Here is a 26,161-nt window from a genome sequence, read left to right as displayed (position 1 = left end):
TTTCGAACCGGAGTAGACCGATGGAGGCCCGACTTTCGGAAATCGCCGAAGGCTGTCTGCATGCAGCCGAAAGGGACAGCAAGAATTTTCCTGAAATCGTGGGCGAGCTGATGCAGGCGGGGTTCGAGAGCTATGCAATCGACTTCCGTCGCGCGACGGCGATCTATTACCTGCCGGACGGCGAAAGCGTCGCGTTTCCCACGCATCGCCATCGAACGCCGATCGCCGCGGCGCTGGATGTCGGCGTTCTCGTGGCGGCGATCAGAGAGGCGCAACGATCCGCGCCCGGCTACACCTATTCGGGGTTCTGCGCAAAGATCATGGCCGGCGGCTGCGCCGGCTATGTGGTGTCGTTCTCTGGTCGCCGCGCAGTCTATTTCGGCCGCACCGCCGAGACGCATGTGGAGCTCTTCCCTCGATAGCGGGGAGTCGTTCCTCGACAATCTCGTGCATGCCGAGCAGGGCTCTCGCCTGCGAAACGGTCGTTCGTGGCTCGAACGGGTTCGGGCGTTTCGACTTCCAGCGCCTCGAAACCCTCTCATTGCGCGAGACCACGATGACCCCATGGACGATCGCCGTCGCGGCGATCGTCGCATCTTCGACCATCCGGTCCGGCTTGCAACGCATTGGCCATGCCCAGCGGCGGAAGACGTGGGCGTCCATGTCGAGCACATCGAGGTCCCCGCCACCTGCTCGAGCCATCTTCGATCAGGCGCGCGCTCGGGATCGCGCTCGTGCGTGATCCCGACGCCAGCCTGAATCTCGCCGCTCGAGAACGCCGGGAGGGGAGGTCCCGAGCCCGGATGCTCTCCGCTCTTCTTTTACAATTGGAACGAATACAATATAGACGGCGTAGATTGTAATAATTCTCGAAAATCCGGTCATTTACAACCAGGTTGCGGCGCAATATTCTTCCGTCTCGTTTCGTGGCGCGTCTCCGATCGCGCGATCATATTTCGTATTTTTTGCGATGCAGCGACGAATTTCCATTTGTTCCAATTCCAAACTGACGAGGTGAGGACATGAGTATAACGGTGATCTTCGGTTCCGACGGTGGGGCGACGCGGGGCGTGGCGTCGCGCATCTCCAAGAAATGCCAGGGGCGTTCGGTCGATATAAAAGATGCGACGGCCGACGACTTCGAGAATTGTCATCTGCTGATCCTGGGCTCGCCGACCTATGGCGACGGCACCCTGCAGACCGATTGGGAGGACAATATCGACAAGCTGCGCAGCGCCAATCTGAAGGGCAAGAAAGTCGCTCTATTCGGCACCGGCGACCAGCAGACCTATCCGAACTCCTTCGTCGACGCCATGGGCATACTCTATGACGAGGTGACCGCGCTCGGCGCACAGGTGATCGGCTTCACCGACACGAAGGGCTACGATTATGTCGGCTCGACCGCCGAGCGGGACGGCAAATTCGTGGGGCTCGCCCTCGATCTCGACACACAGTCCGGAATGACCGAGAAACGAGTGACTGCATGGCTGAGCCAGCTGCTCTGAGCGGGGAAGCGGCACAGCCGCTCCCCTCCCTCACCCGGCGCTCCGCGGAAGCGGCGCCGGTGCTGCGGCTTCTCCATCACAACATCTATGAATACAGCCGCGGCGTTCGTGCGCTGTTCCTGATGACCATCAACCGCCGCGAACTCTCCGTGGCGCTCGACCGGCTGGAGACGCAGGGCATCGACCGCTTCGTGCAGGAGCTCGGCTCGGCGAAGGCCAATCTCTTCTTCGGCCGGCCGGCCTTCGTCGCCGTGGCGCGCTCGCTGGTGACGCGCCCTCTCAACACGCTGACGGCGGAGGAAGACTTCATGCTCGGCACGCTGCTCGGCTATGATTGCGAGCAGCAGTGCCGCCGCTTTCTCGCCCGCTCCCGCCGGATCGCGCCGACGCGGCTCCCGTCCGCGGCGGAGTGACGCGTTTCCGCGCCCCTCACATCGAGACCGCCGCCGTTCCCAGCGCCTCGAGCGTCGCGCGGAGCGACGCCTCCTCCGATTGCGCATAGAGCGCCAGCTCGTCGGCGACCTTCGCGCCGAGCGCCTCCTCGAAGGCCGGGCGGGCGGCGTTCGCGGCGAGTTCGCGACGGCCGCCCTCGCCGAGATTGGACTGGAAGATGCCGGCCGCGCTCACAGGTAGAAAATCCTCGTAGAAGATGGGCTCGGCGCGCACGAGGCCGTCGCGGATGAGCTCGTCGAGGTCGCCGCGTCCGGAGCCGGCGCGAGCGCCCGCTGCGGGCGCGTAGCGAAAAAAGGCGAGGCGGCGGCGGCGCAGCGCCTCCGCATCGTCGGGGAAATTCTCGAAGCACCGCGCCAGTTCGCGCATGTAGTCGGCCGGGCTCGTCCTGTCCGGCGGCGCGGCGGCGAGCGTTTGCGCCAGCAGTTCGTCATAGAGCGCGCGGCCCTCGGCGGTCAGCGCGGCGCCGCGCTGCTCGATCTCGCCGAAGCGCGCCTTGTGCGCGCCCTCCTCGCCGTCGAACCGCGCCGTCTCCTCGATCGCCTTGAAGCTCGTCTGCCGCAGCAGGATCGGCGCGCGCCGGCGCGGCGGACCCTCGACGATCGATTTCGGATCGAGCCCATGCTCGACCATGGATTGCTGCACGGCGTCGATGTCGAGCGAAGGCAGAGTGAGATGATTGATGTGCGGACCATGGAAGCACACCACGTCGGCGACGAGCGGATGCGCCGCGAGGAATTTGCGATAAACGTCGGACGAGACCTTCGCCTGCTTGTGCCAGCGGAACGTCTCCACCGCCTCATGCACGAACTCCATCGCCTGCGCCTCGCTCAGGCCGCCGTGCGCCTCGGCGAGCTCGATCAGATGCTCGCAGCGCGGCGTGAAGATGCGCCGACGCTCCAGGATCGCGAGCGCCTCCCGGCGCAAGTCCTCGTCCTCGATCAGCTCGGGACGCAGCAGAGACGTGAAGATGCGGAAAGGACAGATGCGCGTCGCCTGCTCCGTCACCGGGCGGAAACAGGTGGAATGCACGGGCACGCCGGCCGGCGAGAGATCGTAATAACCGACCGGCGTCATGCCCATCACGGCGAAGAGACGCCTGAGGCCCGACAGTTCCTCCGGCCGGCCGACCCGGATGGCGCCGTGACGCTCGACGCCGATGAGATCGTAGCGGCCGGCGCGCCGCAGCTGCGCCTCGAGCGTCTCGTCCGCGGCGAGCGCCCGGCCGTCGACCTCGGCGACGATATGGGCGAGCTTTTGATATTGCGGAACCTCGGCGCGATACATCTGCGTCATTTCCGCAGAGAACATCGCGCGGATCGTGTCGGCGGATACCAATTGCGTCATGGCCGGTCCTCCGGAGTTTGGAGCGAGAGCATTTCGACGACATACGCCTTCGCAGTCCAACGCCCTCACCCCGAGGAGCCCGCGCAGCGGGCGTCTCGAAGGGTCGAAGCGGCCGCCCTCTGGAGCATCCTTCGAGGCTTCTCGCGTTCCGCGAGAAGCCTCGAAGGATGAGGGCGTGGCGCATTCGGCGACGGTCGCGTCACAGATCGAACTGCACGCCCTGCGCGAGCGGCAGCGCGCTCGAATAATTGATCGTGTTGGTCGCGCGTCTCATATAGGCCTTCCACGCGTCGGAGCCCGCCTCGCGTCCGCCGCCGGTCTCCTTCTCGCCGCCGAAGGCGCCGCCGATCTCGGCGCCCGAGGGGCCGATGTTCACATTGGCGATGCCGCAATCGGAGCCTTCCGCCGAGAGGAAGCGCTCCGCCTCGCGGAGATCATTGGTGAAGATCGACGAGGCGAGGCCGTGCGCGACCTCGTTCTGCATCGAAAGCGCCTCGTCGAGCTCGCGATAGCGCATCGCATAGAGGATCGGCGCGAAGGTCTCGCGTTTCGCGACCCCCGCCTGCTCGCGCAACTCCACCAGCGCAGGGCGCGCGTAGAACGCGCCCGGATAGCGATCGGAGAGGATGCGCTCACCGCCGGTGACGCGCGCGCCGAGATCGCGCGCCTCCGCGAGTGCGTCGCGCATGCGGCGATAAGAGTCTTCATCGATCAGCGGACCGACCAGATTTTTCGCCTCGCGCGGATCGCCGACCGCCACCGTGCGATAGGCGGCGTGCAGGCGCGGCAGCAATTGATCGTAGACGGACTCGTGCGCGATCAGCCGCCGCAGCGTCGTGCAGCGCTGGCCGGCCGTGCCCATCGCCGCGAAGGCGATGGCGCGCACGGCGAGATCGAGCGAGGCCGAGGGGCAGACGATGGCGGCGTTGTTGCCGCCGAGCTCCAGAATGGAGCGCGCGAAGCGCTGCGCGAGCCGGGGACCGACGGCGCGGCCCATGGCGGTTGAGCCCGTCGCCGACACGAGCGGGATGCGGCGATCGTCGACGAGCGCCTCGCCGAGCTCGCGTCCGCCGATGGCGAGCCCGGAAAGCCCCCTCGGCGCGTCCTCGCCGAAGCGCTTCGCCGCGCGCTCGAACAGAGCCTGGGTCGCGAGCGCGGTCAGCGGCGTCTTCTCCGACGGCTTCCACACGAGAGCGTCGCCGCAGACGAGCGCGATGGCGGCGTTCCAGGCCCAGACCGCGACCGGAAAATTGAAGCTCGTGACGATGCCGACGACGCCGAGCGGATGCCAGGTCTCCATCATGCGATGGCCCGGACGCTCAGTGGCGATGGTCAGCCCATAGAGCTGGCGCGAGAGGCCGACGGCATAATCGCAGATGTCGATCATCTCCTGCACTTCGCCCTGCGCCTCGGAGGCGATCTTGCCGGCCTCGATCGTCACCAGTTGCGCCAGCTCGTTCTTTGCGGCGCGCAGCTCTTCGCCCAGGAGCCGCACCAGTTCGCCACGGCGCGGCGGCGGAACCATGCGCCAGCGGCGGAAGGCGGCCTCGGCTGCGCCGATCGTCAGATCCAAAGCAGAGTTATCGCTCGTCTTCACACGAGCGATGACTTCGCCGGTGACGGACGAACGCGACTGTAGCTTTCCGCGCTCGAACAGCTCAGACTCGACGTTGAGCTTCACGAGAATGTCTACGGCATTCGCCGTGATTCCGCAGGGATTCGTTGGCTTATCCATGATTGTTCTTTCCTTCGAGCCCGTCCAGTGGATTATTTGTCTCGCAAATAGCTCGCGTTCGATGTATTTGCAATCGATCGCCGGAGCGTCCGATCGACGCGCTCCGCCCCTATGCAATCGCTCCTGCACGCCGCGACGGCGGGAGCCGCCGCCGATCGCCCGCAGAAGAATCGTGGAGGCGGAGGCTGCGAGAAGCTCGAGAAAGCGAGGTCGTTTGTTCATGAACGCGAAACTGCAAGACATACGCGACAATCCGCACCGCGCCCGCAACTACGCGCCTTTGCCGGTCGTGCTGACGCGCGGCGAAGGCGCGCATCTCTATGATGTGGAGGGCCGGCGCTATGTCGACATGATGAGCGCCTATTCCGCCGTCAGCCATGGACATGCGCATCCGCGCATCCTCGCCGCGCTCACCGAGCAGGCGAAGCGCCTCGCCGTGCCGTCGCGCGCCTATTTCGACGATCGTCTCGACGCATTCCTCACCGAGCTCTGCGCGCTCACCGGGCTCGACGTCGCCCTGCCGATGAACACGGGCGCCGAAGCCGTGGAGACCGCGATCAAGGCGGCGCGCCGCTACGGTCATCGCGTGCGACGGCTGGCGGCGCCGGAGCTCATCGTCGCCGCCGGCAATTTCCACGGCCGCACGACGACGATCATCGGCTTCTCGTCGGAGGATTCTTATCGCGACGGCTTCGGCCCCTTCGCGCCGGGCTTCCACGCCGTTCCATTCGGCGATCTCGCCGCGACGGAACAGGCGATCGGACCGAACACGGTCGCGATCATGGTCGAGCCCGTGCAGGGCGAGGCCGGCGTGATCGTGCCGCCCAAGGGCTGGCTCGCCGGCCTGCGCAAGCTCTGCGACGAGCGCGGCCTGCTGCTCATCGTCGACGAGGTGCAGGCGGGGCTCGGCCGCACCGGCGCCTGGTTCGCGTTCCAGCACGAGAAGGTGAAGCCCGACGGCGTGATGCTCGGCAAAGCGCTCGGCGGCGGCGTGCTGCCCGTATCGGCCTTCGTCGGCGCGCGCGCGCTGATGGATGTGTTCACGCCCGGCTCGCACGGCTCGACCTTCGGCGGCAACACGCTCGCCGCGGCGGTCGCGCTCGAGGCGCTGCATGTGATGCGCGACGAGAAGCTCGTCGAGCGCAGCCGCGATCTCGGCGCGCATATGCTGAACCGTTTGCGCGCGATCGACAGCCCGGCTCTGCGCGAGGCGCGCGGCATCGGCCTCTGGGCCGGCGTCGAGATCGATCCTTTCTATGCGACCGGCCGCGAGATCTGCGAGCGGCTCTGCGAAAAGGGCGTGCTGTCGACGGTGACGCATCAGCAGGTCGTGCGTCTATCGCCGCCGCTCGTCATCGCGCGCGAGGATCTCGACTTCGCGCTCGATCGCCTCGAGGAGACGCTCGCCGAAATGGTCGCGCGCCGCGCGCCGCGCCGCGCCGTCGGCTGAGCGAGAACGCATGAACTAAGGGCGCTCCCTTCTCCCGCTTGCGGGAGAAGGTGGCCCGGCGAAGCCGGGTCGGATGAGGGCCCGCAATGTGAAGCGCCGCAAAATTCGTCGAACCACAGGCGCCCTCGTCCGACCCTCGCTGACGAGGGCCACCTTCTCCCACGAGTGGGAGAAGGGACGCGCGTCGACGGTCGGCGAATAAAACATATGCCGAGCAAGGACCGAGAGAGGAACGAGAGATGACCAAGCCGCTCGCCGCTTTGGCGCAGAACGCCGGCGCTCATGAAGCGCGCCGCGCCGGGCAGCGCATCTTGATGTGCGCGCCGGACGATTTCGACGTGCGCTACGTCATCAATCCGTGGATGGAGCGCCAGATCGGCAAGGCGACGCGCTCGCTGGCGCGCGAACAATGGAACGCTCTGCGCCGCGCGCTGGCGCAATCCGCCGAGATCGAGCTCGTCACGCCGGCCGCGGGACTGCCCGACATGGTGTTCACCGCCAACGCGGGCTTCGTCATCGGCGACACGGCGGTCGTCAGCCGCTTTCGCGCCGAGCAGCGGCGCGCCGAGGAGCCTTTGTTTCGCGCCTTCTTCGCCGCGCGAGGCATTCGCCTCGCGCCCTGGCCGGAAGATGTCGCGTTCGAAGGCGCGGGCGACGCTCTGCTCGATCGCGCGCAGCCGCTCGTGTGGTGCGGCTATGGCATGCGCTCCGACGCAGCAGCGCCGCAGACGCTCGAGAAGCTGTTCCAGCGCAGAACGATCGGCCTGCGGCTCGTCGATCCGCGCTTCTATCATCTCGACACCTGTTTCTGCCCGCTCTCCGGCGGCTTTCTGATGTATCATCCGCCCGCCTTCGACCACGAATCGCTCGCGGCGATCGAGCGGGAGACGCCACGCGAGAAGCGCATCGAGATCGGCGAGGACGACGCCATGCGCTTTTCCTGCAACGCCGTCGATCTCGACGGCGCGGTGGTCGTGAACGACGCCTCGCTGGCGCTGCAGAAGCGCCTCGTCGCCGCCGGCTTCACGCCCGTGCTGACGCCGCTGTCCGAATTCATGAAGGCCGGCGGCGCTGCGAAATGCCTCACCTTGAAGCTCGCGGAGCCTTAGCCCCGCCACGCTTGTGGCCGTCGCCGCCGAGCTCCGCTCCGGTCATCGGATTGGAGGCGGGATCGGACTCGAGCCGCGCCGCGAAAGTCTTCACGTCGCGCTCCTCGTTCGAGTCGAGCGCGACGCTCGCCCCGCCGTCGCCGCCGCCGAGCGGAATGGCGCCGACCACATCGTCGAGCCGCTCCCATTGCGCGCCGCGGTTCCACGGCCCGTCGGCGTCGCCCTCGCCCTGCGACGTGTTCACATAGAGATTACTGAACGGGCGCATGCCGGGCAGCTTGCCGGGCGGAAAGTTCTTCTCGATCGAGTAGAGCGCCTTCTCGAAAGAGATCTGATGGGCGATCTCACGCGTCATCAGAAAGCCGAGCGTCTCTTTGACGCCGGGATCTGAGGTGATGTTGATGAGCCGTTCGTAGATGATCTTCGCCCGCGCCTCTGCGGCGATATTGGAGCGCAGATCGCAGGCCGGATCGCCGATCGTGTCGATGTAAGCGGCGGTCCACGGCGCGCCCGACGAATTGGTCAACGCCGGGCCGCCGCCGTAGAGTATCGCCTGGGTGTGGCTGTCGCCGCCCTTGGTGAGCGAGCGATAGAGCTCGGCCTCCGATTCGCGCGCCTCGGCCAGCTCGCCCTTGACGCCGCGATTGAGCATGGCGACGATGCTGCCGATGATCTCCAGATGCGAGAGCTCTTCGGTCGCAATGTCGAGCAGCATGTCCTTGCGCCCGGCGTCCTCCTCGGCGAGCGCCTGGGTGAAGTAGCGCATCGCCGCCGCGAGCTCGCCCTGCGGTCCGCCGAACTGCTCGAGGATGAGGCTCGCGAGCACCGGATCGGACTCCGACACGCGAACCGTATATTGCAATTTCTTGTTATGCGTGAACATGGACCCTCTCTTTCGCGCGCCGTCAGGCGGCGCGTCGGTTGATCTGCTGCTCGGCGAGCGCCGTGAGCTTCTTGTCGGCCGATTTCTCCTCCTCGAGATTTTGCGCGAGCAGCCGCGCGCAGTCGCCCTTGCCGAGCTGCTCGGCCCAGGCGATCAAGGTTCCGTAGCGAGCGATCTCGTAATGCTCGACGGCCTGAGCGGAAGCGATGATCGCAGCATCCTGCACGGATTGATCCGCCGCTTCGCCGCTCACATCCTCGGCTTCCGCGATGATGCCGTCGATGGCCGGACAGCTCACGCCCTCGGGCGCGCTCGCCGCCATGCGAAACACCTCGTCGAGACGCTCGACCTGACGCTCCGTCTCGCGCCGATGCGTATCGAGCGCCTCTTTCAGCTGCGGAGCGGTCGCTTTGTCGACCATCGTCGGCAGCGCTTTCAGGATCTGATGCTCCGCATAATACATGTCCTTCAGCTGGTGAAGGAACAGCTCGTCCAGATTGTGGATGTCGCGAGTGAACAGGCCCATGAGACCATCCCCTTCTTCGGACCCGGGAGCCTGGAGCTCCCGACTGTCGCGACGACACTCGCCGCGCACGACAACCCGCGAGACTATTTCTGGTTCCGCGCCGAGCGGCTCATTTGCGCCCACCGACGTCTCGTGGAGCGGCTGCGGCGCTTCGCGATCAATGCAGCCCCATCGTGGGCGGCGCTTCGCGTGGAATGGACAAGGTGAATGTCGCTCCGGCGCCAAGCTGCGAAGCCGCCTCGATACGCCAGCCGTGCCGGTCGCAGGTGGATTTGCACAGCGCGAGCCCGACGCCGGCGCCGGGATATTGCGAAAAGCGGTGCAGACGCTTCAGCGGCTCGAAGATCGCCTCGGCGTATTTCGGCTCGAAGCCGATGCCGTCGTCGACGACCGAGAGGCGCAGTTCGTCTCCCTGCGCGACGGAAAAAGCGATGCGCGGCCGCCGGCCCGGCTTGCGATATTTGATCGCATTGGACAAGAGGCTCGCGAGGCAGCGCTCGAACTGCGCCTTGTCCGCTCTCACCTCCACGCCCGACGGAATCGCAATGGTCACCTCCGCTTCGGTCTGTCGAATGAGCTCGGAAAAATCCGACGCGACCGCTTCGATCTCGCTGCGCAGATCGAGCGCCTCCAATCGCGGCGGCGTCGACACCTGCCTCGAGTAGGTGAGCAAACCGTCCACCAGCTCGCGCGCCCGCAGCGCAGAGCTGCGCACCACGCGGCTCGCATGCGCGGCCTCCGCGACATCGTTGCGCGCAAGCGCCTGGTCCATCATTTGGGCGAAGGCCGCGATCTTGCGCAACGGCTCCTGCACGTCATGCGACGCGATATAGGCAAAGCGCGCGAGACGCTCGTTGGCGAGCTCCAATTCGCGCGCGCGCTCGACGAGCTGGCGCTCGATCTCCTTGTGATGAGAAACATCGAAGACCGTGACCGCGACGAAGAGATCGCCCTTCTCGTCCCGGATGGGCGCGAGCCCGACATGCACGGGGAATTCGGAACCATTCTTGCGGATCGCGAAGATATCGCGATCGAGGCCGATCATCATGCGGCTCGGGCTTCGATAGAAGGCTTCGCGTACGTCGCGATGAAAGGAGCGCACGCGGGGCGGCAGCAGAATATCGACGGATCCGCCGACGAGATCTCCGGCGGAAAAGCCGAACATGTCCTCGGCGGCCTGATTGACGTAGACGATCCGATCGTCGGCGTCGACCAGCAAGCGGGCCGCGAATGCGGTCTCGACGACCATGCGCAGCTGCTCGGGAGTCATATTCGACATCGCCGCTTTCCGTCACGCGACCGCGGCGGCGCCCCGACCGAGGCGTCGCTTCGCAGATCGTGATGTGACGGCTATATGGGAGCGTGTCACGTCGAACGCGAGGGGCGGAGACGGCGTGCGTCGATAAGTCTCTTCAACGCGTCGAGATCGGTCGGCTTGACGAGATGCTGGTCGAAGCCGGCGGCTTCGCAGCGCAGGCGGACGGTCTCGCCGCCCGATCCGGTCGAGGCGACCAGCAGAATATCCCGCCCCTCGGGAACAGCGCGAATTCGCCGCGCCGTCTCATAGCCGTCCATACCGGGCAGGCTCAGATCGAGCAGCGCCATCTCCGGCCGAAAGCTCTGCGCCAGGGCGATGGCTTCTTCGCCGCTCGTGGCGATCCGTGCGTCATGACCGTCGAGCCTCAGCAGCTCGGCCATGGCCTCGCCGACGGCGTTATCGTCGTCGACGATGAGAATCTTCAGTCCTGCGGCGCCCGGCGGCTCCGCGCCGGCCTCGCGGCGGTCGAGTAATTCGCGCACCTTCCGCGCCAGCCGATCGATCGAATAGGGCTTCACGATCAGCTCGACGCCGGGATCGAGCACGCCATTGTGCACGACGGCGTTGCGCGTGTATCCGGTGGTGAACAAGATCTGCAGCTGCGGTCGCCGACGACGCGCCTCGTCGGCGAGATGGCGGCCGTTCGCGTCTGGCATCACGACATCGGTGAACAGCAGATCGACATTCGGGTTCATCTCGAGCTGGCGCAGAGCGGCTGCGGCGCTCTCTGCTTCGAGCACGCTGTAGCCGAGCTCCGTCAGCGTGTCGGTGGTGAGCGAGCGGACGCGCACATCGTCCTCGACGACGAGAATGGTCTCCTTCTTTTCGCCGCGCGGCGTCGTCCGCGCATGCGGCGTGGGCGTATCCGACGCCTCCGAGACGCCGTGATGGCGCGGCAGATAGATTTTTACGGTCGTGCCATGGCCCGGCTCCGAATAGATCTTCACATGGCCGCCCGACTGTCGAACGAAGCCGTAGACTTGGCTCAGTCCGAGGCCGGTGCCGCGGCCGGCGGGTTTGGTCGTGAAGAAGGGATCGAACGCGCGTTCGATCACCTCGCGGCTCATGCCGGTTCCGGTGTCGGTGACGGCGACGAGCACATATTGGCCGGGCGGAATGCCGACCTCGCGTGCGGCATATTCCTCGTCCAGATAAGCGTTGCTCGTCTCGATGGTGAGCTTGCCGCCTTCGAGCATGGCGTCGCGCGCGTTGAGCGCGAGATTGAGGATCGTGGTCTCGAGCTGGCTCGGATCTACGAAGGCGCGCCATAGGCCGCCGGCGAAGACGGCTTCGAGATGCACCTGTTCGCCGAGCGTTCGGCGAAGCATCTCGGCCATTCCCGACACCATCTTGTTGGGATCGAGCGGCTCGGGCGCGAGCGGTTGGCGGCGGGAGAAGGCGAGCAGCCGATGCGTGAGCGTCGCGGCGTGTTCGGCGCCCTCGAGCGCGCTGTCGAGATAGCGGACGGCGTCCGCCTGATCGCCGCCGAGGCGCCGCTTGGCGAGATTGACGCTGCCGATGACGACGGCGAGCATATTGTTGAAGTCGTGCGCGAGTCCGCCCGTGAGCTGGCCGATCGCCTCCATTTTCTGCGATTGCCGCAATTGCTCGGCGAGGGTCTCGCGCTCCGCCGCCTCGGCGGACAGGGCTTCGTTGGCGGCGCGCAAATCGGACTGCGCCGCGGCGAGCGCCTCCACTTGGCTGCGCAGCAGCGCGATCGCGGCCGCGCCGACCACCATCGTCATCGCCAGAGCGACGGCCGCGCCGAACCTCAGCAGCCCGCCGCTCCGTTCGAAATCGCGCGATTGGTCGTCGATGAGCTTCTGCTGACGCGCGATCATCGCGTCGAGCGCCGTGCGGATCCGCTCCATCAGCGCCTTGCCATGGCCTTCGCGGACGAGCGCCAGAGCCTCGTCGCGACGACCCTCCATCTGAAGATCGATGCTCTTCTTCAGCTCGCGCAGCTCTTCGTCCGCGAGCCTGCGGATTTCCGCCATCGCGTCGCGCTCGTCCTCCGAGCCCGCCTTCGCCAGGGCGTCGAAATCGCCGTCGATCTGCGCACGCGCTTGCTCATGAGGCTCGAGATAAGAGCGGTCGCCGGTCAACAGAAAGCCTCTCTGGCCGGATTCGGCCGCGTGGAGCGAGACCAGCAGCTCGCGCTGCATCTTGCGTTCGGCGATCAGCTGCCGCACGCCTCGATATTCGGCCGACTGCTTGCCGACGAAAGCGAAGGCCGCGAACAGCGACGCCGCGAGCATCGCAAAGCCGACGTAGATCGGAGCCGAATTGTCGATGAACCTGTTCCGCATTGACCTCCCCCGGCAATGGTGACGAGTCCGCGCATCGCTTTCCGTCAGCCGCCTCGTCGCCGGCGCCGGCCTCGAAGCTTCGAGATCGCGCGATCCACGAGGCTCACGACCGCGAGCGCCGGCGACGGCGCGCGCGGCCTTGTGTCGTCTCGTGACGAGGATTACATCTCGCCATTGGTCTTCCGCCCGAGCGCATCGTCCGCGCGGCGTCGGGGGCGTTTCCTCTCCTGATGGCCATGCACCTCTCTCACCTTTTTCATCCGGCGGTTTCGGCGTGGTTCGCCGATCATTTCCGCAATGCGACGCCAGCGCAAGCCGAAGCCTGGCCAGAAATCAAATCCGGACGAAATATTCTGATCGCCGCTCCGACGGGCTCCGGCAAGACGCTCGCCGCCTTTCTCGCGGCGATCGACGATCTCGTCCGCCTCGGGCTCGAGGGGCGGCTCGAAGACGAGACGCGCGTCGTATATGTGTCGCCGCTCAAGGCTTTGTCCAATGATATCAGCCGCAACCTCGAGGCGCCGCTCGCCGGCGTGCGCGAGAAGCTGAGACTTTCAGGCTTTCCCGACGTCGAGATTCGCGCCCTCGTGCGCACCGGCGACACGCCCTCTTCGGAACGCGAGCGCATGAGACGGCGCCCGCCCCATATTCTCGTGACGACGCCGGAATCGCTCTATGTTCTCCTGGGATCGGAGTCGGGCCGCAAGACTCTGGCGACGGCGCGCACGGTCATCGTCGACGAGATTCACGCCGTCGCGCCCAACAAGCGCGGCGCCCATTTGGCGCTGACGCTCGAGCGCCTCTCCGCGCTCTGCGGCGACAAACTGTCGCGCATCGGCCTGTCGGCCACGCAAAGCCCGATCTCGACCGTCGCGCATTTCCTCGTCGGCGCGGCGCCGAACGGCGCGCCGGCCTGTGAGGCGGCGATCGTCGACTCGGGCCATCACCGTTCGCGCGATCTGGCGATCGAGGTTCCCGGCGCGCCGCTGGAAGCCGTGATGTCGGCCGAGGTCTGGACGCAGGTCTACGACCGCCTCGCCGCGCTGATCGAAGCGCATCGCACCACCCTCGTCTTCGTCAATACGCGGCGCCTCGCCGAGCGCATCGCGCGCGAACTGTCCGATCGGCTGGGCGACGCCGCGGTCACGGCGCATCACGGCAGCATGGCGAAGGAGCATCGCCTCGCCGCCGAACAGCGCCTGAAGCGTGGCGAATTGAAAGCCTTGGTCGCGACCGCTTCTCTGGAGCTCGGAATAGACATCGGCGATGTCACGCTCGTATGTCAGATCGGCTCGCCGCGCTCGATCGCGAGCTTTCTGCAGCGCGTGGGCCGCTCCGGCCATGTCGTCGGCGGCCTGCCCAAGGGACGGCTGTTTCCGCTCTCGCGCGACGATCTCGTCGAATGCGCGGCGCTGCTCGACTGCGTACGGCGCGGCGAGCTCGACCGCCTTTCCGTTCCGCCGCATCCGCTCGACGTGCTGGCGCAGCAAATCGTCGCCGAGGTCGCGGCGCAGGGCTGGCCGGAGAGCGCGCTCTACGAGCGCTTCCGCCGCGCCTGGTCCTATCGTGATCTCGGGCGCGAGGATTTCGACGCGGTCGTGCGCATGCTCGCCGAAGGCTTCGCGACGCGGCGCGGACGGCGCGGCGCGCTCATCCATCACGATGCGGTCAATCATGTTCTGCGCGGGCGGCGCGGCGCGCGCATGACGGCTTTGACCTCGGGCGGCGCGATCCCGGAGACCGCGGATTACCAAGTGCTTCTGGAGCCCGACAATCACATCGTCGGCACGGTGCACGAGGATTTCGCCGTCGAGAGCATGGCCGGCGATATTTTCCAGCTCGGCAACGCCTCCTATCGTATCCAACGCGTCGAGCGCGGCGTGCTGCGCGTCGAGGACGCGGAGGGCCAGCCGCCGACCATTCCCTTCTGGCTCGGCGAGGCGCCGGCGCGCACCGATGAATTGTCGTTTTCCGTCTCGCGCCTGCGCGCCGCGATCGAAGCCAGGCTGCGCGAGGATGCGGGCGGCGGCGCCGCTTTGCGCTGGCTGATGGAGGAGGTCGGGGTCTCGCCGCCCGCCGCCGAGCAGCTCGTCGACTATCTTTCCGCGGCGCTCGGCGCTCTGGGCGCGCTGCCGACGCAGGACGCGCTCATTCTGGAGCGCTTCTTCGACGAAGCGGGCGGAATGCAGCTCGTCGTGCATTCGCCCTTCGGCGGACGCGTCAACCGCGCCTTCGGCCTCGCTCTGCGCAAGCGCTTCTGCCGCAAGTTCAATTTCGAGCTGCAGGCGGCGGCGACCGAGGACGATATCCTCCTCTCGCTGACGACGGCGCACAGCTTCGAGCTCGCGGAGGTCGCGCGCTATCTGCATTCGGCGAGCGTGCGCGGCGTTCTCGTGCAGGCGATGCTCGCCGCGCCCATGTTCATGACGCGCTGGCGCTGGACGGCGGGCATATCGCTCGCCCTGCCGCGCTACCAGGGCGGCCGCAAGACGCCGCCGCAATTTCTGCGCATGCAGGCGGAGGATCTCGTCGCTGCGGTGTTTCCCGATCAGATCGCCTGCGCGGAAAACATCGTCGGCGAGCGCGAAATCCCCGCGCATCCGCTGACCGATCAGACGATCTGGGACTGCCTGCACGAGGCGATGGACATCGACGGGCTCGAACGACTGCTTCGCCGCCTGGAGGCGGGCGATATGCGCGTCGTCGCCTGCGATCTGACGCAGCCCTCGCCGCTGGCGCTGGAAGTTCTCTCGGCGCGGCCTTACGCCTTTCTCGACGATGCGCCGCTCGAGGAGCGCCGCGCCCAGGCGGTGATGGCGCGCCGCTGGCAGGATCCGCAGAGCGCCTCCGACCTCGGCCGCCTCGACGGGGAAGCGATCGACCGCGTGAGATCCGAGGCCTGGCCCGAGCCGGCCGACGCCGAGGAGCTGCACGACGCGCTGCTGTGGATCGGCTGCCTGACCGAGGCGGAGGCCGCCGCCGCGCCGCAATGGGCCGATTGGCTCTCGGCGCTGGCGCGCGACAGGCGCGCGACGCGTTTCGAAACCGCGCGAACGACATTGTGGATCGCGGCGGAGCGGCTGAGCCAGTTCCGCGCCGTCTGGCCGAAGGCGCGGCTCGCGCCGAAGATCGCGCCGCCCGAAGGCGAAACGCAACTCTGGTCGGCCGAGCAGGCGCTCATCGAAATCCTGCGCGGACGACTCGAGGGCCTCGGCCCCGTCGCCGAGGCTTCGCTCGCCGCGGCGCTCGGCCTCGCGCCGGCGGATATCGCCACCGCTCTGCTCGCGCTCGAGGCCGAGGGCACGATCATGCGCGGGCGCTTCCTGCCCGGCGCCGAGGAGGCGCAATGGTGCGACCGCCGCCTGCTCGCGCGCATCCATCATTATACGATCAAGCGCCTGCGCGCAGAGATCGAGCCGGTCGCCGCGCGCGACTTCCTGCGCTTCCTGCTCGACTGGCAGCATGTCGCCGAGGATGCGCGGCTGGAAGGGCCGGAGGCTCTGAACGTCGCGCTCGACGGGCTCGAAGGCTTCGAGGCGCCGGCGGGCGCGTGGGAGACCGAAATCCTGCCGGCGCGGCTCTCCGATTACGAGCCCTCCTATCTCGATCGGCTGTGCCTCTCCGGGCGCACCGCCTGGGCGCGGCTGACTCCCCCCGCCGCCAAGGGCCGCGCCGGAACGCCGGTGCGAAGCTCGCCGATCGCGCTCGTCGAGCGCCGCCGGCTCGGCGACTGGATGTCGGTCGCGGCGTCGCCCGCCGAAGCGCCGCAGCCGAGCGCTCGCGCGCTCGCCGCGCTCGAGGCGCTGCGAAACCAAGGCGCGCTGTTCTTCGACGAGCTCTCCGACGCGTCGCGCTTGTTGCGCACGGAGCTGGAGACGGCGCTCGGCGAGCTCTCCGCGCTCGGTCTCGTGACCTCCGACAGTTTCGGCGGATTGCGGGCGCTGCTCGTGCCTTCGGAGAAGCGCAAGCCGATCGACGGCGCGGCGCGGCGCAAGGGCCGCGTGCTCTCCTTCGGCATGGAAAGCGCCGGCCGCTGGTCGCCGATCCGCCGCGCCGCCGCCGACGCGGGATCGGAGGCGCGGGCGGCGGCCGTGGAGCATGCGGCTCTCGCTCTGCTGCGCCGCTATGGCGTCGTGTTCTGGCGCCTGCTGGCGCGCGAGGCCGGCGCCCTGCCGCCCTGGCGCGATCTCCTGCGCGTCTATCGCCGGCTCGAGGCGCGCGGCGAAATTCGCGGCGGGCGCTTCGTCGCCGGCTTTTCCGGCGAGCAATATGCGCTTCCCGAGGCTGTGGGCCTGTTGCGCGAAATTCGCCGGCGCCCCGCCTCGGGCGAATTCGTTTCGCTCTCGGCGGCCGATCCGCTCAATCTCATCGGCGTGCTGACTCCGGGGGCGAAGCTCGCCGCACTCACCGGCAACCGCCTGCTCTATCGCGACGGGCTGCCAGTCGCAGCCCTCGCCGGCGGCAGAATCGAATTTTTCGGCAGCCTCGACGAGACGATGCAATGGGAGGCGGAGAAACGGCTGTTGCGCTCCGCGGCGCGGGGGCAGATGGCCGATCTGGCGTGAGCGGAGGACTGCTCCGTCATGCGCGGAATATGGCGTCTCTCGGAACGCGCGGACAAAGCTCTCGCGGAGCGGCGCGCGCGTCTACCGCCGAGGCCGGATGCTCGACGTCACTTCCCAATCCTTCGCACCGCTCTCGGGAGCGAAAGCTCGCGCGGGCGGGCGCGGCGGCGGTGGCGGCGCCGCTATGGCGAGGCCGTCCCCGCCGCCGCGCGAGGCCTGAATGTCGAAGGCGGCGCGCGGCGGCGGGCCCGGCAGATCCGTGTCGATGTCGATCGGGCCGTGGGAGGCGATCAGCGGCTCTCCGGGCGGCGGCGCGACGTCGCGCGGCGCCGGCTTGCAGATGCGCTTCGTCCCGCCGCGGCCGTGCATCGCGAGATCGACATGAATGTGATTGTAATGGAAGGGATTGGACCCCGGCGCCAGCACGGTGGTGAAATGCCGGCAGGAGCCGCCGTGCACTTCGGCGAGAAAATCCTTCGTCGGCTCGTCGCCGCGCGTCCAGTCGCGCACGATGGAGATCTCGCGTCCGTCGGCGAGCACGAAGCCGCCGATGTCGAGGGCGTTGCCGAAGGAATGCTCCGACAGAGGCGCGCCGCTCCGCCCATTCATGCCGCGGCAGGAATAAGAGCCCATGGAATTGATCTGGGCGACGTTCTGGCCGAAGCGCGCCTGCGCCGCCGGCTGCACGATCTCGGCGAGCCATTGGTCGAGTTCGGCGACCATGGAGCAATCGAGCGTCGCCGTGGCGTTGAACGCGACCGCGCCGTTCTGCAGCGCCGTAACCTTGAACGGCCGGGTGAGGCCGCAAATCCCGGGCCCGTCGATCTCCTCGACGATGCGCGCATAGGCGGAGGGCTGCACGCGCTTCTCGGCGAGACAGGCGTTCTCCGCCTGGGTGCGCCAAGCCGGCCTCTCCGGCTTGGCCAGAAAGGAGCAGCCCGTGAGCGCCGCCAGCGCGAGCGGGGTCAGCAGGACGAGCGCATAGGGAGAAACGCGGGGCGCCATGCCCACGACAATGGCGGCGGATCGTTAATGCCCGGTCGAGAGATGTGGTTAACGAGACGCGTCCGATCGACCTTCGCCGCCGAACCGGCCAGCGCTCTGCTTCCCATTCCCGCCTGGCCTCGCTACCATTCGCGCGAGCGATTCGCTCGGCCCGCGCTCCGCCGGAGCCGGCCTGAAGCGGATCATCGACCGACATCCCGCGCTCGCGGAAGGCTGGATCGCTTCATGACCAAATTCGCGCTCGACCCCATGGATCTCGCGGCTCTTCTCTCCTCGCGCGTCTGCCATGACGTCATCTCTCCCGTCGGGGCGATCGTCAATGGGCTCGAAGTGCTCGAGGAGGAGAAGGACGCCGAGATGCGCGGCCACGCCCTCGCCCTCATCAAATCGAGCGCCGCCGAGGCCTCCGCGCGGCTGCAGTTCTGCCGCCTCGCCTTCGGCGCCGCAGGCTCCAAGGGCGCCGCCATCGACACCGGCGACGCCGAGCATGTGACCCGCCAGCTCATCGCCGACGAGCGCACCAAGCTCGAATGGGGCGTCCCGCGCGTGCTGATGTCGAAGAACAAGGTGAAGCTGCTGCTCAATCTGTGCCTGATCGCCGACGCCACGATTCCGCGCGGAGGCGTCATCAGCGTCGCCTCGTCCGGCGAGGAGGAGGACGTCTCCTTCACTATCGAGGCCAAGGGACCGAATGCGCGGGTCGCGGCGGCGGTCCCCGCCCTGCTCGCCGGAACGCCGGAGGACGACGCCGTCGACGCGCGCGCCATCCAGGCCTATTACGCCGGCCTCGTCGCCGAGGCGAGCGGCCTTTCGGTGGAGATTTCCGCAGAGGCCGACCGTGTCACCATCGTCGCCCGGCCTGCCGCCCGCATGCGCAATTCGGCCGAGGAGCAGGCGGAGATCGACGCCTGATACGGTTTTCGTCCGTTCGCCGCCGCCGTCATTGCGGAGGAGCAGCGACGAAGCGCTCCAGAGGCCGCCCCACGGCTCTGGGTCGCTTCGCTCCGCTCGCTATCACGGCGCACTCGAACATCGTCGACCGCTCCGCACGGCGGCGGTTCGGCTCGACGATCGGATTTCAAATCTCTTAACCCGAATGCGTCATGTAGGTCGTCACTGCCGCGAGCGCGGCCAGAGGCGACGCCATGGACGAACTGCTGAGCGATTTCCTAGTCGAGACGACCGAGCACGTCGACGCGGCGACGATGGAGCTCGTTCAGCTCGAGAAGGACCCGAGCGATCAGGCGCTCATCGCCAGCCTATTCCGGCACATTCACACGATCAAGGGCACGAGCGGCTTTCTGAAGCTGCCGCGCGTCGGGCGCCTCACCCATGCGACCGAGGCGCTGATCGGCGCCTTGCGCGACGGCGCGCCCGTCGCCCCCTCCCACATCACCCTGGTCTTCGCCTCCGTCGACCGGCTGAAAGGCATTCTCGCCGAGATGGGCCAGTCCGAGGACGAGCCCGCCGGCGACGACGGCGATCTGATCGCCGCGCTCGAACAGGCGACGACTTCGGCGCGGACCGACGCGACGCGCCCGCGCGAGACCGCGGAAGCGCGAGCGGAGACGAGCGCGACGTCACAGCCTCCCCTTCCGAGCGCCGAGGCGCACGCGGCCGGCGCCGGCCATATCGGCGAGACCGTGCGCGTGTCGGTCAGCGTGCTCGACCGGCTGATGGGCATAGTGAGCGAGCTCGTCTCGACACGCAACCGGCTCCTCGAACTGTCCGGAACGCGCAGCGACGAAGCGATGACGAGCACGGTGCAGACACTGTCGAGCATCACCAGCGATCTGCAGGATGCGGTGATGAGCGCGCGCATGCAGCCGGTCGGCCGATTGTTCGCGACGCTGCCGCGCCTCGTGCGCGATCTCGCCCATGATCTCGGCAAGAAGATCGCGCTGAACACGGAAGGCGCCGACACCGAACTCGACCGCCAAGTGATCGAGATCATCCGCGCGCCGCTCACCCATATCATCCGCAACTGCGCCGACCACGGCCTCGAATCGCCGGCCGAACGCGTCGCCGCGGGCAAGAGCGAGGCCGGCCTCATCACGGTGCGCGCCGCCTATGACGCCGGCCAGATCACCATCGACATCGCCGACGACGGCCGCGGGCTCGATGTCGAGCGGATTCACGCCAAGGCGCTGGCGAATGGCCTCATCGCCGAGCCGGACATCGCCAAGCTCGCGGACCAGGACCTGTTCCAGCTCGTCTTCGCGCCCGGCTTCTCGACGGCGGAAGGCGTCACCAAGGTTTCGGGCCGCGGCGTCGGCATGGACGTCGTTCGCGAGAACATCCAGTCGATCGGCGGCGCGATCACGCTCAACTCCCGCCGCGGCAAGGGGACCGTCGTCACCCTGCGCATCCCGCTGACGCTCGCCATCACGCCGGCGCTGATCCTGGCGTGCGGCGGCATGCGCTTCGCTATTCCGCAAATGACCGTCGTCGAACTGGTCGGCGTCGGCGTCGGCTTCGAGCACTCCATTCAATACATCAACGACGCCGCCGTTCTGCGCCTGCGCAGCGACGTGCTGCCGCTGCTCGATCTCGCCGGAACGCTCGATCTGCGCCGCCAGAACGGCGAGCCGCCGCAGAAAGGCTTCGTCGTCGTGCTGCGCGTCGGCCTCGCGCGGTTCGGGCTGCTGGTGGAGGCGATCGCCGATGTCCAGGAGATCGTCATCGAGCCGCTGGTCAGCACGCTGGCGCGGCTCGGCGTATTCTCCGGCCAGACCATTCTCGGCGACGGCTCGGTGGTGCTCATTCTCGACCCTTCCGCGCTGATGGAGCGAGCCGGGCTGACGCGCCTCGCCGAAGATCTGTCGAGACCGGCGGAAGGGCTCGAGGTCTTCGTTCCGCCTCAGGAAAAGACTCGCATCATATTGGTGCGCGCCGGCCGCGGCTCGCTGAAGGCCCTACCGCTGTCGCTCGTGCTGCGCATAGAAGAGGTGGAGCGCGAACGGCTGGTGGCGACCGACGGCGCATTCGTCATGGCCTATCGCGACAGCCTCCTGCCGGTGATGCCCGCGACCGCGGAAGTCGCGCTCGACCGGAAATCCTACCCGATCCTCGTGATCTCGGGCGCGGGCCAGTCGATGGGCCTGATGGTCGAGGAAATCGTCGACGTGACCGACGAATATCTCGATCTGCAGCGGGAGAGCGCGGCGCCGCATGTGCTGGGCTCGATCCAGCTCGACGGCCGCATCGTCGAATTCCTCGACGCGACCCATTTCATGCGGATCGCCTGCCCCGCCGCCGTCGCGCGCGGCGTCAACAAGCGGCTCAAGATCCTGCTGGTCGACGACAAGGCGTTCTTCCGCGACATGCTGGCGCCTATACTCGCCGCGGCCGGCTATGACGTGACCTCCGCCGGCTCGGCGCAGGAGGCGCTGTCCTTTCTGCACAAGGGGCTCGTCGTGCAGGCGGTGGTCACCGACACCGACATGCCGGAGATGGACGGCTATAATTTCGCCCGCGCGCTGCATCGGCTTCCCGGCCTCGCCGATCTTCCGATCGTGGCGCTGGCCGCCCAGGCGACGCCGAGCGTGCTGGCGGCGGCCGAGGCGTGCGGCATCGCCGCCGTCGCGGGCAAGTTCGACCGGCGCGCGCTGCTCGACAGCGTCGCCCGCCTGCTGGAGGCCGCGGAAACGGCGCCGCGCGACATCGAGCTGCGCATCATATCGGAGCTCGCGGCATGACGGGCCCCGTTCATGGTCGACGCGGCGGCGACCGCGCCTTCGACGCCGCCGAGCAGAGCCGCAACTTCACCATCAAGGTGCGCGGCCAGACTTTCGGCCTGCCGGTCGAATGCGTGAAGACGATCTTTCATATCGACGCGCTGACGCCGGTGCCGCTCGCGCCGCGGGAGGTCGCAGGCCTCGCCAATCTGCGCGGGCGCATCGTGACCGCGCTTCATCTCGACCGCTGCCTCAAGCTCGACGGCGAGGTCGACCGCGCGCCGGGCGCCCTCGCCGTCGGAATCGAGCAGCATGGCGAGAGATATGCGCTTCTCATCGACGAAACCGGCGACGTCGTGACCTGCGACGAACGCGACCGGATCGCCTATCCGACGCATGCCGGCGTGCAATTGGCCGAGGCGACCAACGCCTGCTACCGAGTCGGCGACGGATTTTTGCCGATCCTCGACATAGACGTTCTGCTCAAGCGCATGTCCAGACAGTCCGACGCCGCTCAGCAGAGAGAGGCCACGGGAGGAGGAGAAAGATGAAACAGATTTTGGTGGTCGACGACTCGGCGGTGATCCGCAAGGTCGCACGACGCATTCTCGAAGGTCTGGAGTTCAGCACGAGCGAAGCCTGCGACGGCCGCAAGGCGCTCGCCGCCTGCGCCGCCGCCATGCCGGACGCGATCCTGCTCGACTGGAACATGCCGGAGATGGACGGATTCGAATTCCTGCGCGAGCTGCGGCGCATGCCCGGCGGACGCGAGCCCAAGGTCGTGTTCTGCACGACGGAGAACGAGGCCGGCCATATCGCCGCGGCGATCGACGCCGGCGCCGACGAATATATCATGAAACCCTTCGACCAGCAGATCGTCCGCTCCAAATTCGAGGAGATCGGCTTCATCTGAGGGCCGGCTCCGCCTTTCGACGAGTTCCGTGTATGAGTGAAATGCGGCCATCGACCATTGGACGCGCCTTGCGGCGCTCCGCCCGCGAACCGGCCTCGGGGAGGACGCGATGACCGTCGCCTTCGCGCGGCTGCGCCGTCTTCTCCTCTCCGTCTCCGGCATCGCGCTCGACGCGGACCAGCTCTATCTCGCCGAGAGCCGACTCGCGCCGATCATGCTCGAGAACGGCGACATCGATCTCGCCGATCTGATGCGCCGGATCGAGCGCTCGGGCGACGAGCAGTTTCTCCAGGCGGTCATCGATGCGATGACCACCAGCGAGACCTTCTTCTTTCGCGATCGGGCGCCGTTCGAAATATTCCAGCGCGAGCTTCTGCCCGAACTCATGGAACGGCGGAAGGACAAGCGCCGCCTGCGCATCTGGTGCGCTGCGTGCTCGACTGGACAGGAGCCCTATTCGCTCGCGATGCTGCTCGAGGAGGAAGGGGCGAAGCTGCAGGATTGGACCATAGAGCTGCTGGCGACCGATATATCCGAGACGGCGTTGAAGACCGCGCGTCGGGGCGTCTATAGCCAGTTCGAGGTCCAACGCGGACTCTCGACGCAGCGGCTGCTGCGACACTTCGATCAGCACGAGGGAAATTGGCGGGCGAATGATCGGCTGCGCGCGCGCGTCGCCTTCCGGCCGCTGAACCTTCTGTCGGGCTTTCGCGAGATCGGGCAATTCGACATCGTCTTCTGCCGAAACGTGCTGATCTATTTCGCGCCGGAGGTGAAGCGGGACGTGCTGGCGCGGCTCGCCGCCGCGACGGCCGAGGACGGCTGGCTGATCCTCGGAGCCGCCGAAGGCGCGAATGAGGCGCGCCGGCAATTCGCTCCCGCATCGACGGCGCATTCCTGGCTCCTGCAACGGCGGCGCGCGGCGAAACGGGGCCGGGCCGTCGGCGCCTGAGCGCGACGCCTGTTCGCCGAGGAGGCCGCGCCGATCGGGCGCCTCGACGCTCGCGGGCGGATTCCGACCCAGGAAAAATCGGGAGGCCCCTTTGAGCCCATTCCTTTCGCGGGAACCAAGCATTCCTGTCCAAATCGCCGCTACGGCGCTCGGGCCCATCGAATACGCCGTCTGCGGCGAGGGCGAGAAGGTCCTCGTCGCCTTGCACGGCGGCATGGGCGGATACGACCAGTCGCTCCTGCTCGCGTCCTGCCTGCTCGCCGATCCCGGCGGCTGGCGCGTCATCGCCGTATCGCGTCCCGGCTATCTCGGGACGCCGCTCGAGGTCGGCCGCACGCCGGACGAGCAGGCGGACGCCATGGCGGCGCTGCTCGACGCGCTCGGCGTTTCCACGGCCGTCATCGCCGCGGTCTCGGCGGGCGGACCCTCGGCCCTTCGATTCGCCGTGCGACGCCCGGATCGATGCCGCGCGCTCGTCCTGATCTCGGCCTGCAGCGGGCGCCTGCGCGTTCCCCCGCTGCTGAATTGGCGGCTCGGCCTCATGAAGCTGATCGCGCTCGCGCCTTTCGCGATCGCGGTCATGAGCCGACTTGCACGCGCGAATCCCGAGCGGGCCGCGCGCCGCTCGATCGGCGACGCGGCGCTGCGCGCGCGAACCCTGCGTCATCCGGCGGCGGGCCCCGCGATGCGCGCCCTTCAGGCGGACGTCTTCGACGGTCTCGGACGGCGCCTGCCGGGCACATCGAACGACATCGAGGCTTTCTCGCGCCTCGATCCCATTCCTTTCGAGACGATATCGGCGCCGATTTTTCTGGCGCATGGCGCGGACGACCGGCTCGTCCCGTTCGAACAGGCCGAAGCCGTCGCTGCGCGCGCGCCTCACGCCGAGCTGCTGGCGATCGAGGGCGGAGAGCACATGATTTTATTCACGCATATCGACGAGGTGAGGACCGCCGTCGGGCGCTTCCTCGAGACGAGCGCCGGCGCGACGACGGCTCCTGTGCGCTAGGACGGACGGCGCTCAGGCGATGATGCGCTCGTCGGCCTCGCTCGGCTCGCGCAGCACATAGCCGCGCCCCCACACCGTCTCGATGTAGTTGCGGCCGTCGCTGGCGTTGGCGAGCTTCTTGCGCAGCTTGCAGATGAACACGTCGATGATCTTGAGCTCCGGCTCGTCCATGCCGCCATAGAGATGGTTCAGGAACATCTCCTTGGTGAGCGTCGTGCCCTTGCGCAGCGAGAGCAGCTCGAGCATCTGATATTCCTTGCCCGTCAGATGCACGCGCGAGCCGGAGACCTCCACCGTCTTCTGGTCCAGATTGACGACGAGATCTCCTGTGATGATGACGGATTGGGCGTGGCCCTTGGAGCGGCGGACGATGGCGTGGATGCGCGCCACGAGCTCGTCCTTGTGGAAGGGCTTGGTCAGATAGTCGTCGGCGCCGAAGCCGAGACCCTTCACCTTGTCCTCTATGCCGGCGAGGCCGGAGAGAATGAGGATCGGCGTCTTGACCTTGGCGACGCGCAAGGTGCGCAGCACCTCATAGCCCGACATGTCGGGAAGGTTCAGATCGAGCAGGATGATGTCGTAGTCGTAGAGCTTGCCGAGATCGATCCCTTCTTCGCCGAGATCGGTCGCATAGACGTTGAAGTTTTCGGACTTGAGCATGAGCTCGATGCTCTGAGCGGTCGCGCTGTCATCCTCGATCAGTAAAACGCGCATTTTAAGGTCCCCACCCCAGCTCCACGTACGGGCGTCGCCTCGCCCGCGCGACGGCGAGCCCGATTTTCTCGAGGCGCCCGCTCGATCGAATGTCCCTTTCTCGAAACGCTAAGCGGTAATGGTTAACAAACCCTGATCTCGACCCCGGCCATCGTTCGGACGTCGCCGGCGCGGGGCGTCGCGGCCGTCCGACGGGCGTCGGACGCGTCGCGAATCGGGCGGCGTTTTCTCTTATACCTCCCGACCCGGCCGCCTAGAAGCGTAGCCGGACGGCGAGGACAGCCTCGGGAAAGCCCGGAGCCCGCCGCCGCACGATTGACTAATGCGCGGGCTTTTTCGTATATGCGACGCGCGGCGTCGAGCGGCGGTTCCAGCGCGGGGTGTTGCGCCCGCGCGACGTAAGGACGCGGCCGCGGATCGGCGTCCTACGACAATTGAAGACCACGGCGGAGCCGAAGCGAAGATCACGGCGGAGCGAAGCGCGCTCGGCCTTCGGCGCCCGGAACGGCGGCGACGAACGACGTCGGCGGCCTAGAAGCGAGCGGAGACCTCGAGGTGAAGAGAACCTTTCAACCCAGCAAGATCGTGCGCAAGCGCCGCCACGGCTTCCGCGCCCGCATGGCGACGGTGGGCGGCCGCAACGTCCTCAACGCGCGCCGCGCGCGCGGACGCAAGCGCCTCTCGGCCTGATTCC

General features: G+C 67.4%; 21 protein-coding genes. 13 read left to right on the top strand and 8 right to left on the bottom strand.

Annotated features, from left to right (window positions below):
* The first annotated feature begins 20 nt into the window (after nucleotides 1–20).
* From AC6IW9_RS09755 to AC6IW9_RS09745, 3 genes are all read left to right on the top strand, one after another.
* On the top strand, nucleotides 21–422 hold the full coding sequence (locus AC6IW9_RS09755; protein ID WP_497771992.1) for a DUF1398 domain-containing protein: 402 nt from the start codon (nucleotides 21–23) through the stop codon (nucleotides 420–422).
* 600 nt (nucleotides 423–1,022) lie between these two features.
* Nucleotides 1,023–1,505, top strand: coding sequence for a flavodoxin FldA (gene fldA, locus AC6IW9_RS09750; protein ID WP_497771991.1), 483 nt, complete (start codon nucleotides 1,023–1,025; stop codon nucleotides 1,503–1,505).
* Nucleotides 1,484–1,918, top strand: a complete 435-nt coding sequence (locus tag AC6IW9_RS09745) for a DUF2023 family protein (RefSeq protein WP_497771990.1) — start codon at nucleotides 1,484–1,486, stop codon at nucleotides 1,916–1,918. Before fldA ends, AC6IW9_RS09745 begins: the two co-directional genes overlap by 22 nt.
* Nucleotides 1,919–1,934: 16 nt before the next feature.
* Here the strand turns inward: AC6IW9_RS09745 and hglS are convergent, their stop codons facing one another.
* Together hglS and amaB are read right to left on the bottom strand one after the other, a co-directional pair.
* The gene (gene hglS / locus AC6IW9_RS09740) at nucleotides 1,935–3,302 is read right to left on the bottom strand and encodes a 2-oxoadipate dioxygenase/decarboxylase HglS (RefSeq protein WP_497771989.1); all 1,368 of its coding nucleotides are present in this window, start codon (nucleotides 3,300–3,302) and stop codon (nucleotides 1,935–1,937) included.
* Between the two features lie 199 nt (nucleotides 3,303–3,501).
* Nucleotides 3,502–5,037, bottom strand: a complete 1,536-nt coding sequence (gene amaB / locus AC6IW9_RS09735) for an L-piperidine-6-carboxylate dehydrogenase (protein WP_497771988.1) — start codon at nucleotides 5,035–5,037, stop codon at nucleotides 3,502–3,504.
* 220 nt (nucleotides 5,038–5,257) lie between these two features.
* Here amaB and rocD point away from each other — a divergent pair, with 220 nt between their 5' ends.
* Nucleotides 5,258–6,487: an ornithine--oxo-acid transaminase gene (gene rocD / locus AC6IW9_RS09730; protein WP_497771987.1), complete on the top strand. Its 1,230-nt coding sequence runs from the start codon at nucleotides 5,258–5,260 to the stop codon at nucleotides 6,485–6,487.
* A 239-nt stretch (nucleotides 6,488–6,726) separates the two neighbouring features.
* Complete coding sequence (locus tag AC6IW9_RS09725; RefSeq protein WP_497771986.1) at nucleotides 6,727–7,596, top strand: dimethylarginine dimethylaminohydrolase family protein; 870 nt, start codon at nucleotides 6,727–6,729, stop codon at nucleotides 7,594–7,596.
* Here AC6IW9_RS09725 and AC6IW9_RS09720 read toward each other — a convergent pair.
* The 4 genes from AC6IW9_RS09720 to AC6IW9_RS09705 form a co-directional block, all read right to left on the bottom strand.
* Complete coding sequence (locus tag AC6IW9_RS09720; RefSeq protein WP_497771985.1) at nucleotides 7,571–8,479, bottom strand: manganese catalase family protein; 909 nt, start codon at nucleotides 8,477–8,479, stop codon at nucleotides 7,571–7,573. The two genes, AC6IW9_RS09725 and AC6IW9_RS09720, sit on opposite strands and share 26 nt — an antisense overlap.
* A 22-nt stretch (nucleotides 8,480–8,501) precedes the next feature.
* The gene (locus AC6IW9_RS09715; RefSeq protein WP_497771984.1) at nucleotides 8,502–9,005 is read right to left on the bottom strand and encodes a YciE/YciF ferroxidase family protein; all 504 of its coding nucleotides are present in this window, start codon (nucleotides 9,003–9,005) and stop codon (nucleotides 8,502–8,504) included.
* Between the two features lie 157 nt (nucleotides 9,006–9,162).
* Complete coding sequence (locus AC6IW9_RS09710) at nucleotides 9,163–10,284, bottom strand: sensor histidine kinase (RefSeq protein WP_497771983.1); 1,122 nt, start codon at nucleotides 10,282–10,284, stop codon at nucleotides 9,163–9,165.
* Nucleotides 10,285–10,370: 86 nt separating this feature from the next.
* Nucleotides 10,371–12,632 carry a response regulator gene (locus AC6IW9_RS09705; RefSeq protein WP_497771982.1) on the bottom strand — a complete coding sequence of 754 codons (2,262 nt, stop codon included), beginning with the start codon at nucleotides 12,630–12,632 and terminating at the stop codon, nucleotides 10,371–10,373.
* Nucleotides 12,633–12,862: 230 nt separating this feature from the next.
* Between AC6IW9_RS09705 and AC6IW9_RS09700 the strand changes: the two genes are divergently transcribed.
* Nucleotides 12,863–17,197 (top strand): DEAD/DEAH box helicase, encoded by a 4,335-nt coding sequence (locus AC6IW9_RS09700; RefSeq protein WP_497771981.1) that lies wholly within the window; start codon nucleotides 12,863–12,865, stop codon nucleotides 17,195–17,197.
* Between the two features lie 81 nt (nucleotides 17,198–17,278).
* Here AC6IW9_RS09700 and AC6IW9_RS09695 read toward each other — a convergent pair whose 3' ends face one another.
* Nucleotides 17,279–18,202: an extensin-like domain-containing protein gene (locus tag AC6IW9_RS09695; protein ID WP_497772487.1), complete on the bottom strand. Its 924-nt coding sequence runs from the start codon at nucleotides 18,200–18,202 to the stop codon at nucleotides 17,279–17,281.
* A 225-nt stretch (nucleotides 18,203–18,427) separates the two neighbouring features.
* Here AC6IW9_RS09695 and chpT point away from each other — a divergent pair, with 225 nt between their 5' ends.
* The 6 genes from chpT to AC6IW9_RS09665 all read left to right on the top strand — a co-directional run bounded on the left by chpT (nucleotide 18,428) and on the right by AC6IW9_RS09665 (nucleotide 24,753).
* Complete coding sequence (gene chpT, locus AC6IW9_RS09690) at nucleotides 18,428–19,114, top strand: histidine phosphotransferase ChpT (protein WP_497771979.1); 687 nt, start codon at nucleotides 18,428–18,430, stop codon at nucleotides 19,112–19,114.
* 233 nt (nucleotides 19,115–19,347) lie between these two features.
* Entirely contained in the window at nucleotides 19,348–21,900 is a 2,553-nt protein-coding gene (locus AC6IW9_RS09685; protein WP_497771976.1) for a hybrid sensor histidine kinase/response regulator, read from the top strand.
* Nucleotides 21,897–22,430, top strand: a complete 534-nt coding sequence (locus AC6IW9_RS09680; RefSeq protein WP_497771974.1) for a chemotaxis protein CheW — start codon at nucleotides 21,897–21,899, stop codon at nucleotides 22,428–22,430. The genes AC6IW9_RS09685 and AC6IW9_RS09680 overlap by 4 nt, the downstream gene beginning before the upstream one ends.
* A complete protein-coding gene (locus tag AC6IW9_RS09675) occupies nucleotides 22,427–22,792 on the top strand; it encodes a response regulator (RefSeq protein WP_497771969.1) in 366 nt (121 codons plus the stop codon). Before AC6IW9_RS09680 ends, AC6IW9_RS09675 begins: the two co-directional genes overlap by 4 nt.
* Before the next feature lie 109 nt (nucleotides 22,793–22,901).
* The gene (locus tag AC6IW9_RS09670) at nucleotides 22,902–23,744 is read left to right on the top strand and encodes a CheR family methyltransferase (RefSeq protein WP_497771967.1); all 843 of its coding nucleotides are present in this window, start codon (nucleotides 22,902–22,904) and stop codon (nucleotides 23,742–23,744) included.
* Between the two features lie 91 nt (nucleotides 23,745–23,835).
* The gene (locus tag AC6IW9_RS09665) at nucleotides 23,836–24,753 is read left to right on the top strand and encodes an alpha/beta fold hydrolase (RefSeq protein ID WP_497771965.1); all 918 of its coding nucleotides are present in this window, start codon (nucleotides 23,836–23,838) and stop codon (nucleotides 24,751–24,753) included.
* A 12-nt stretch (nucleotides 24,754–24,765) separates the two neighbouring features.
* On the opposite strand, the gene ctrA is transcribed toward AC6IW9_RS09665, so the two are convergent.
* Nucleotides 24,766–25,467: a response regulator transcription factor CtrA gene (ctrA, locus tag AC6IW9_RS09660; protein WP_004448313.1), complete on the bottom strand. Its 702-nt coding sequence runs from the start codon at nucleotides 25,465–25,467 to the stop codon at nucleotides 24,766–24,768.
* A 555-nt stretch (nucleotides 25,468–26,022) separates the two neighbouring features.
* Between ctrA and rpmH the strand changes: the two genes are divergently transcribed.
* Nucleotides 26,023–26,157 (top strand): 50S ribosomal protein L34, encoded by a 135-nt coding sequence (rpmH, locus tag AC6IW9_RS09655; RefSeq protein WP_497771961.1) that lies wholly within the window; start codon nucleotides 26,023–26,025, stop codon nucleotides 26,155–26,157.
* Nucleotides 26,158–26,161 lie beyond the last annotated feature (4 nt).

This window comes from Methylosinus sp. shoA, from assembly GCF_059718125.1.
The sequence above is the reverse complement of the archived record's forward strand: the minus strand, read 5'-3'. Positions and strand labels throughout refer to the sequence as shown.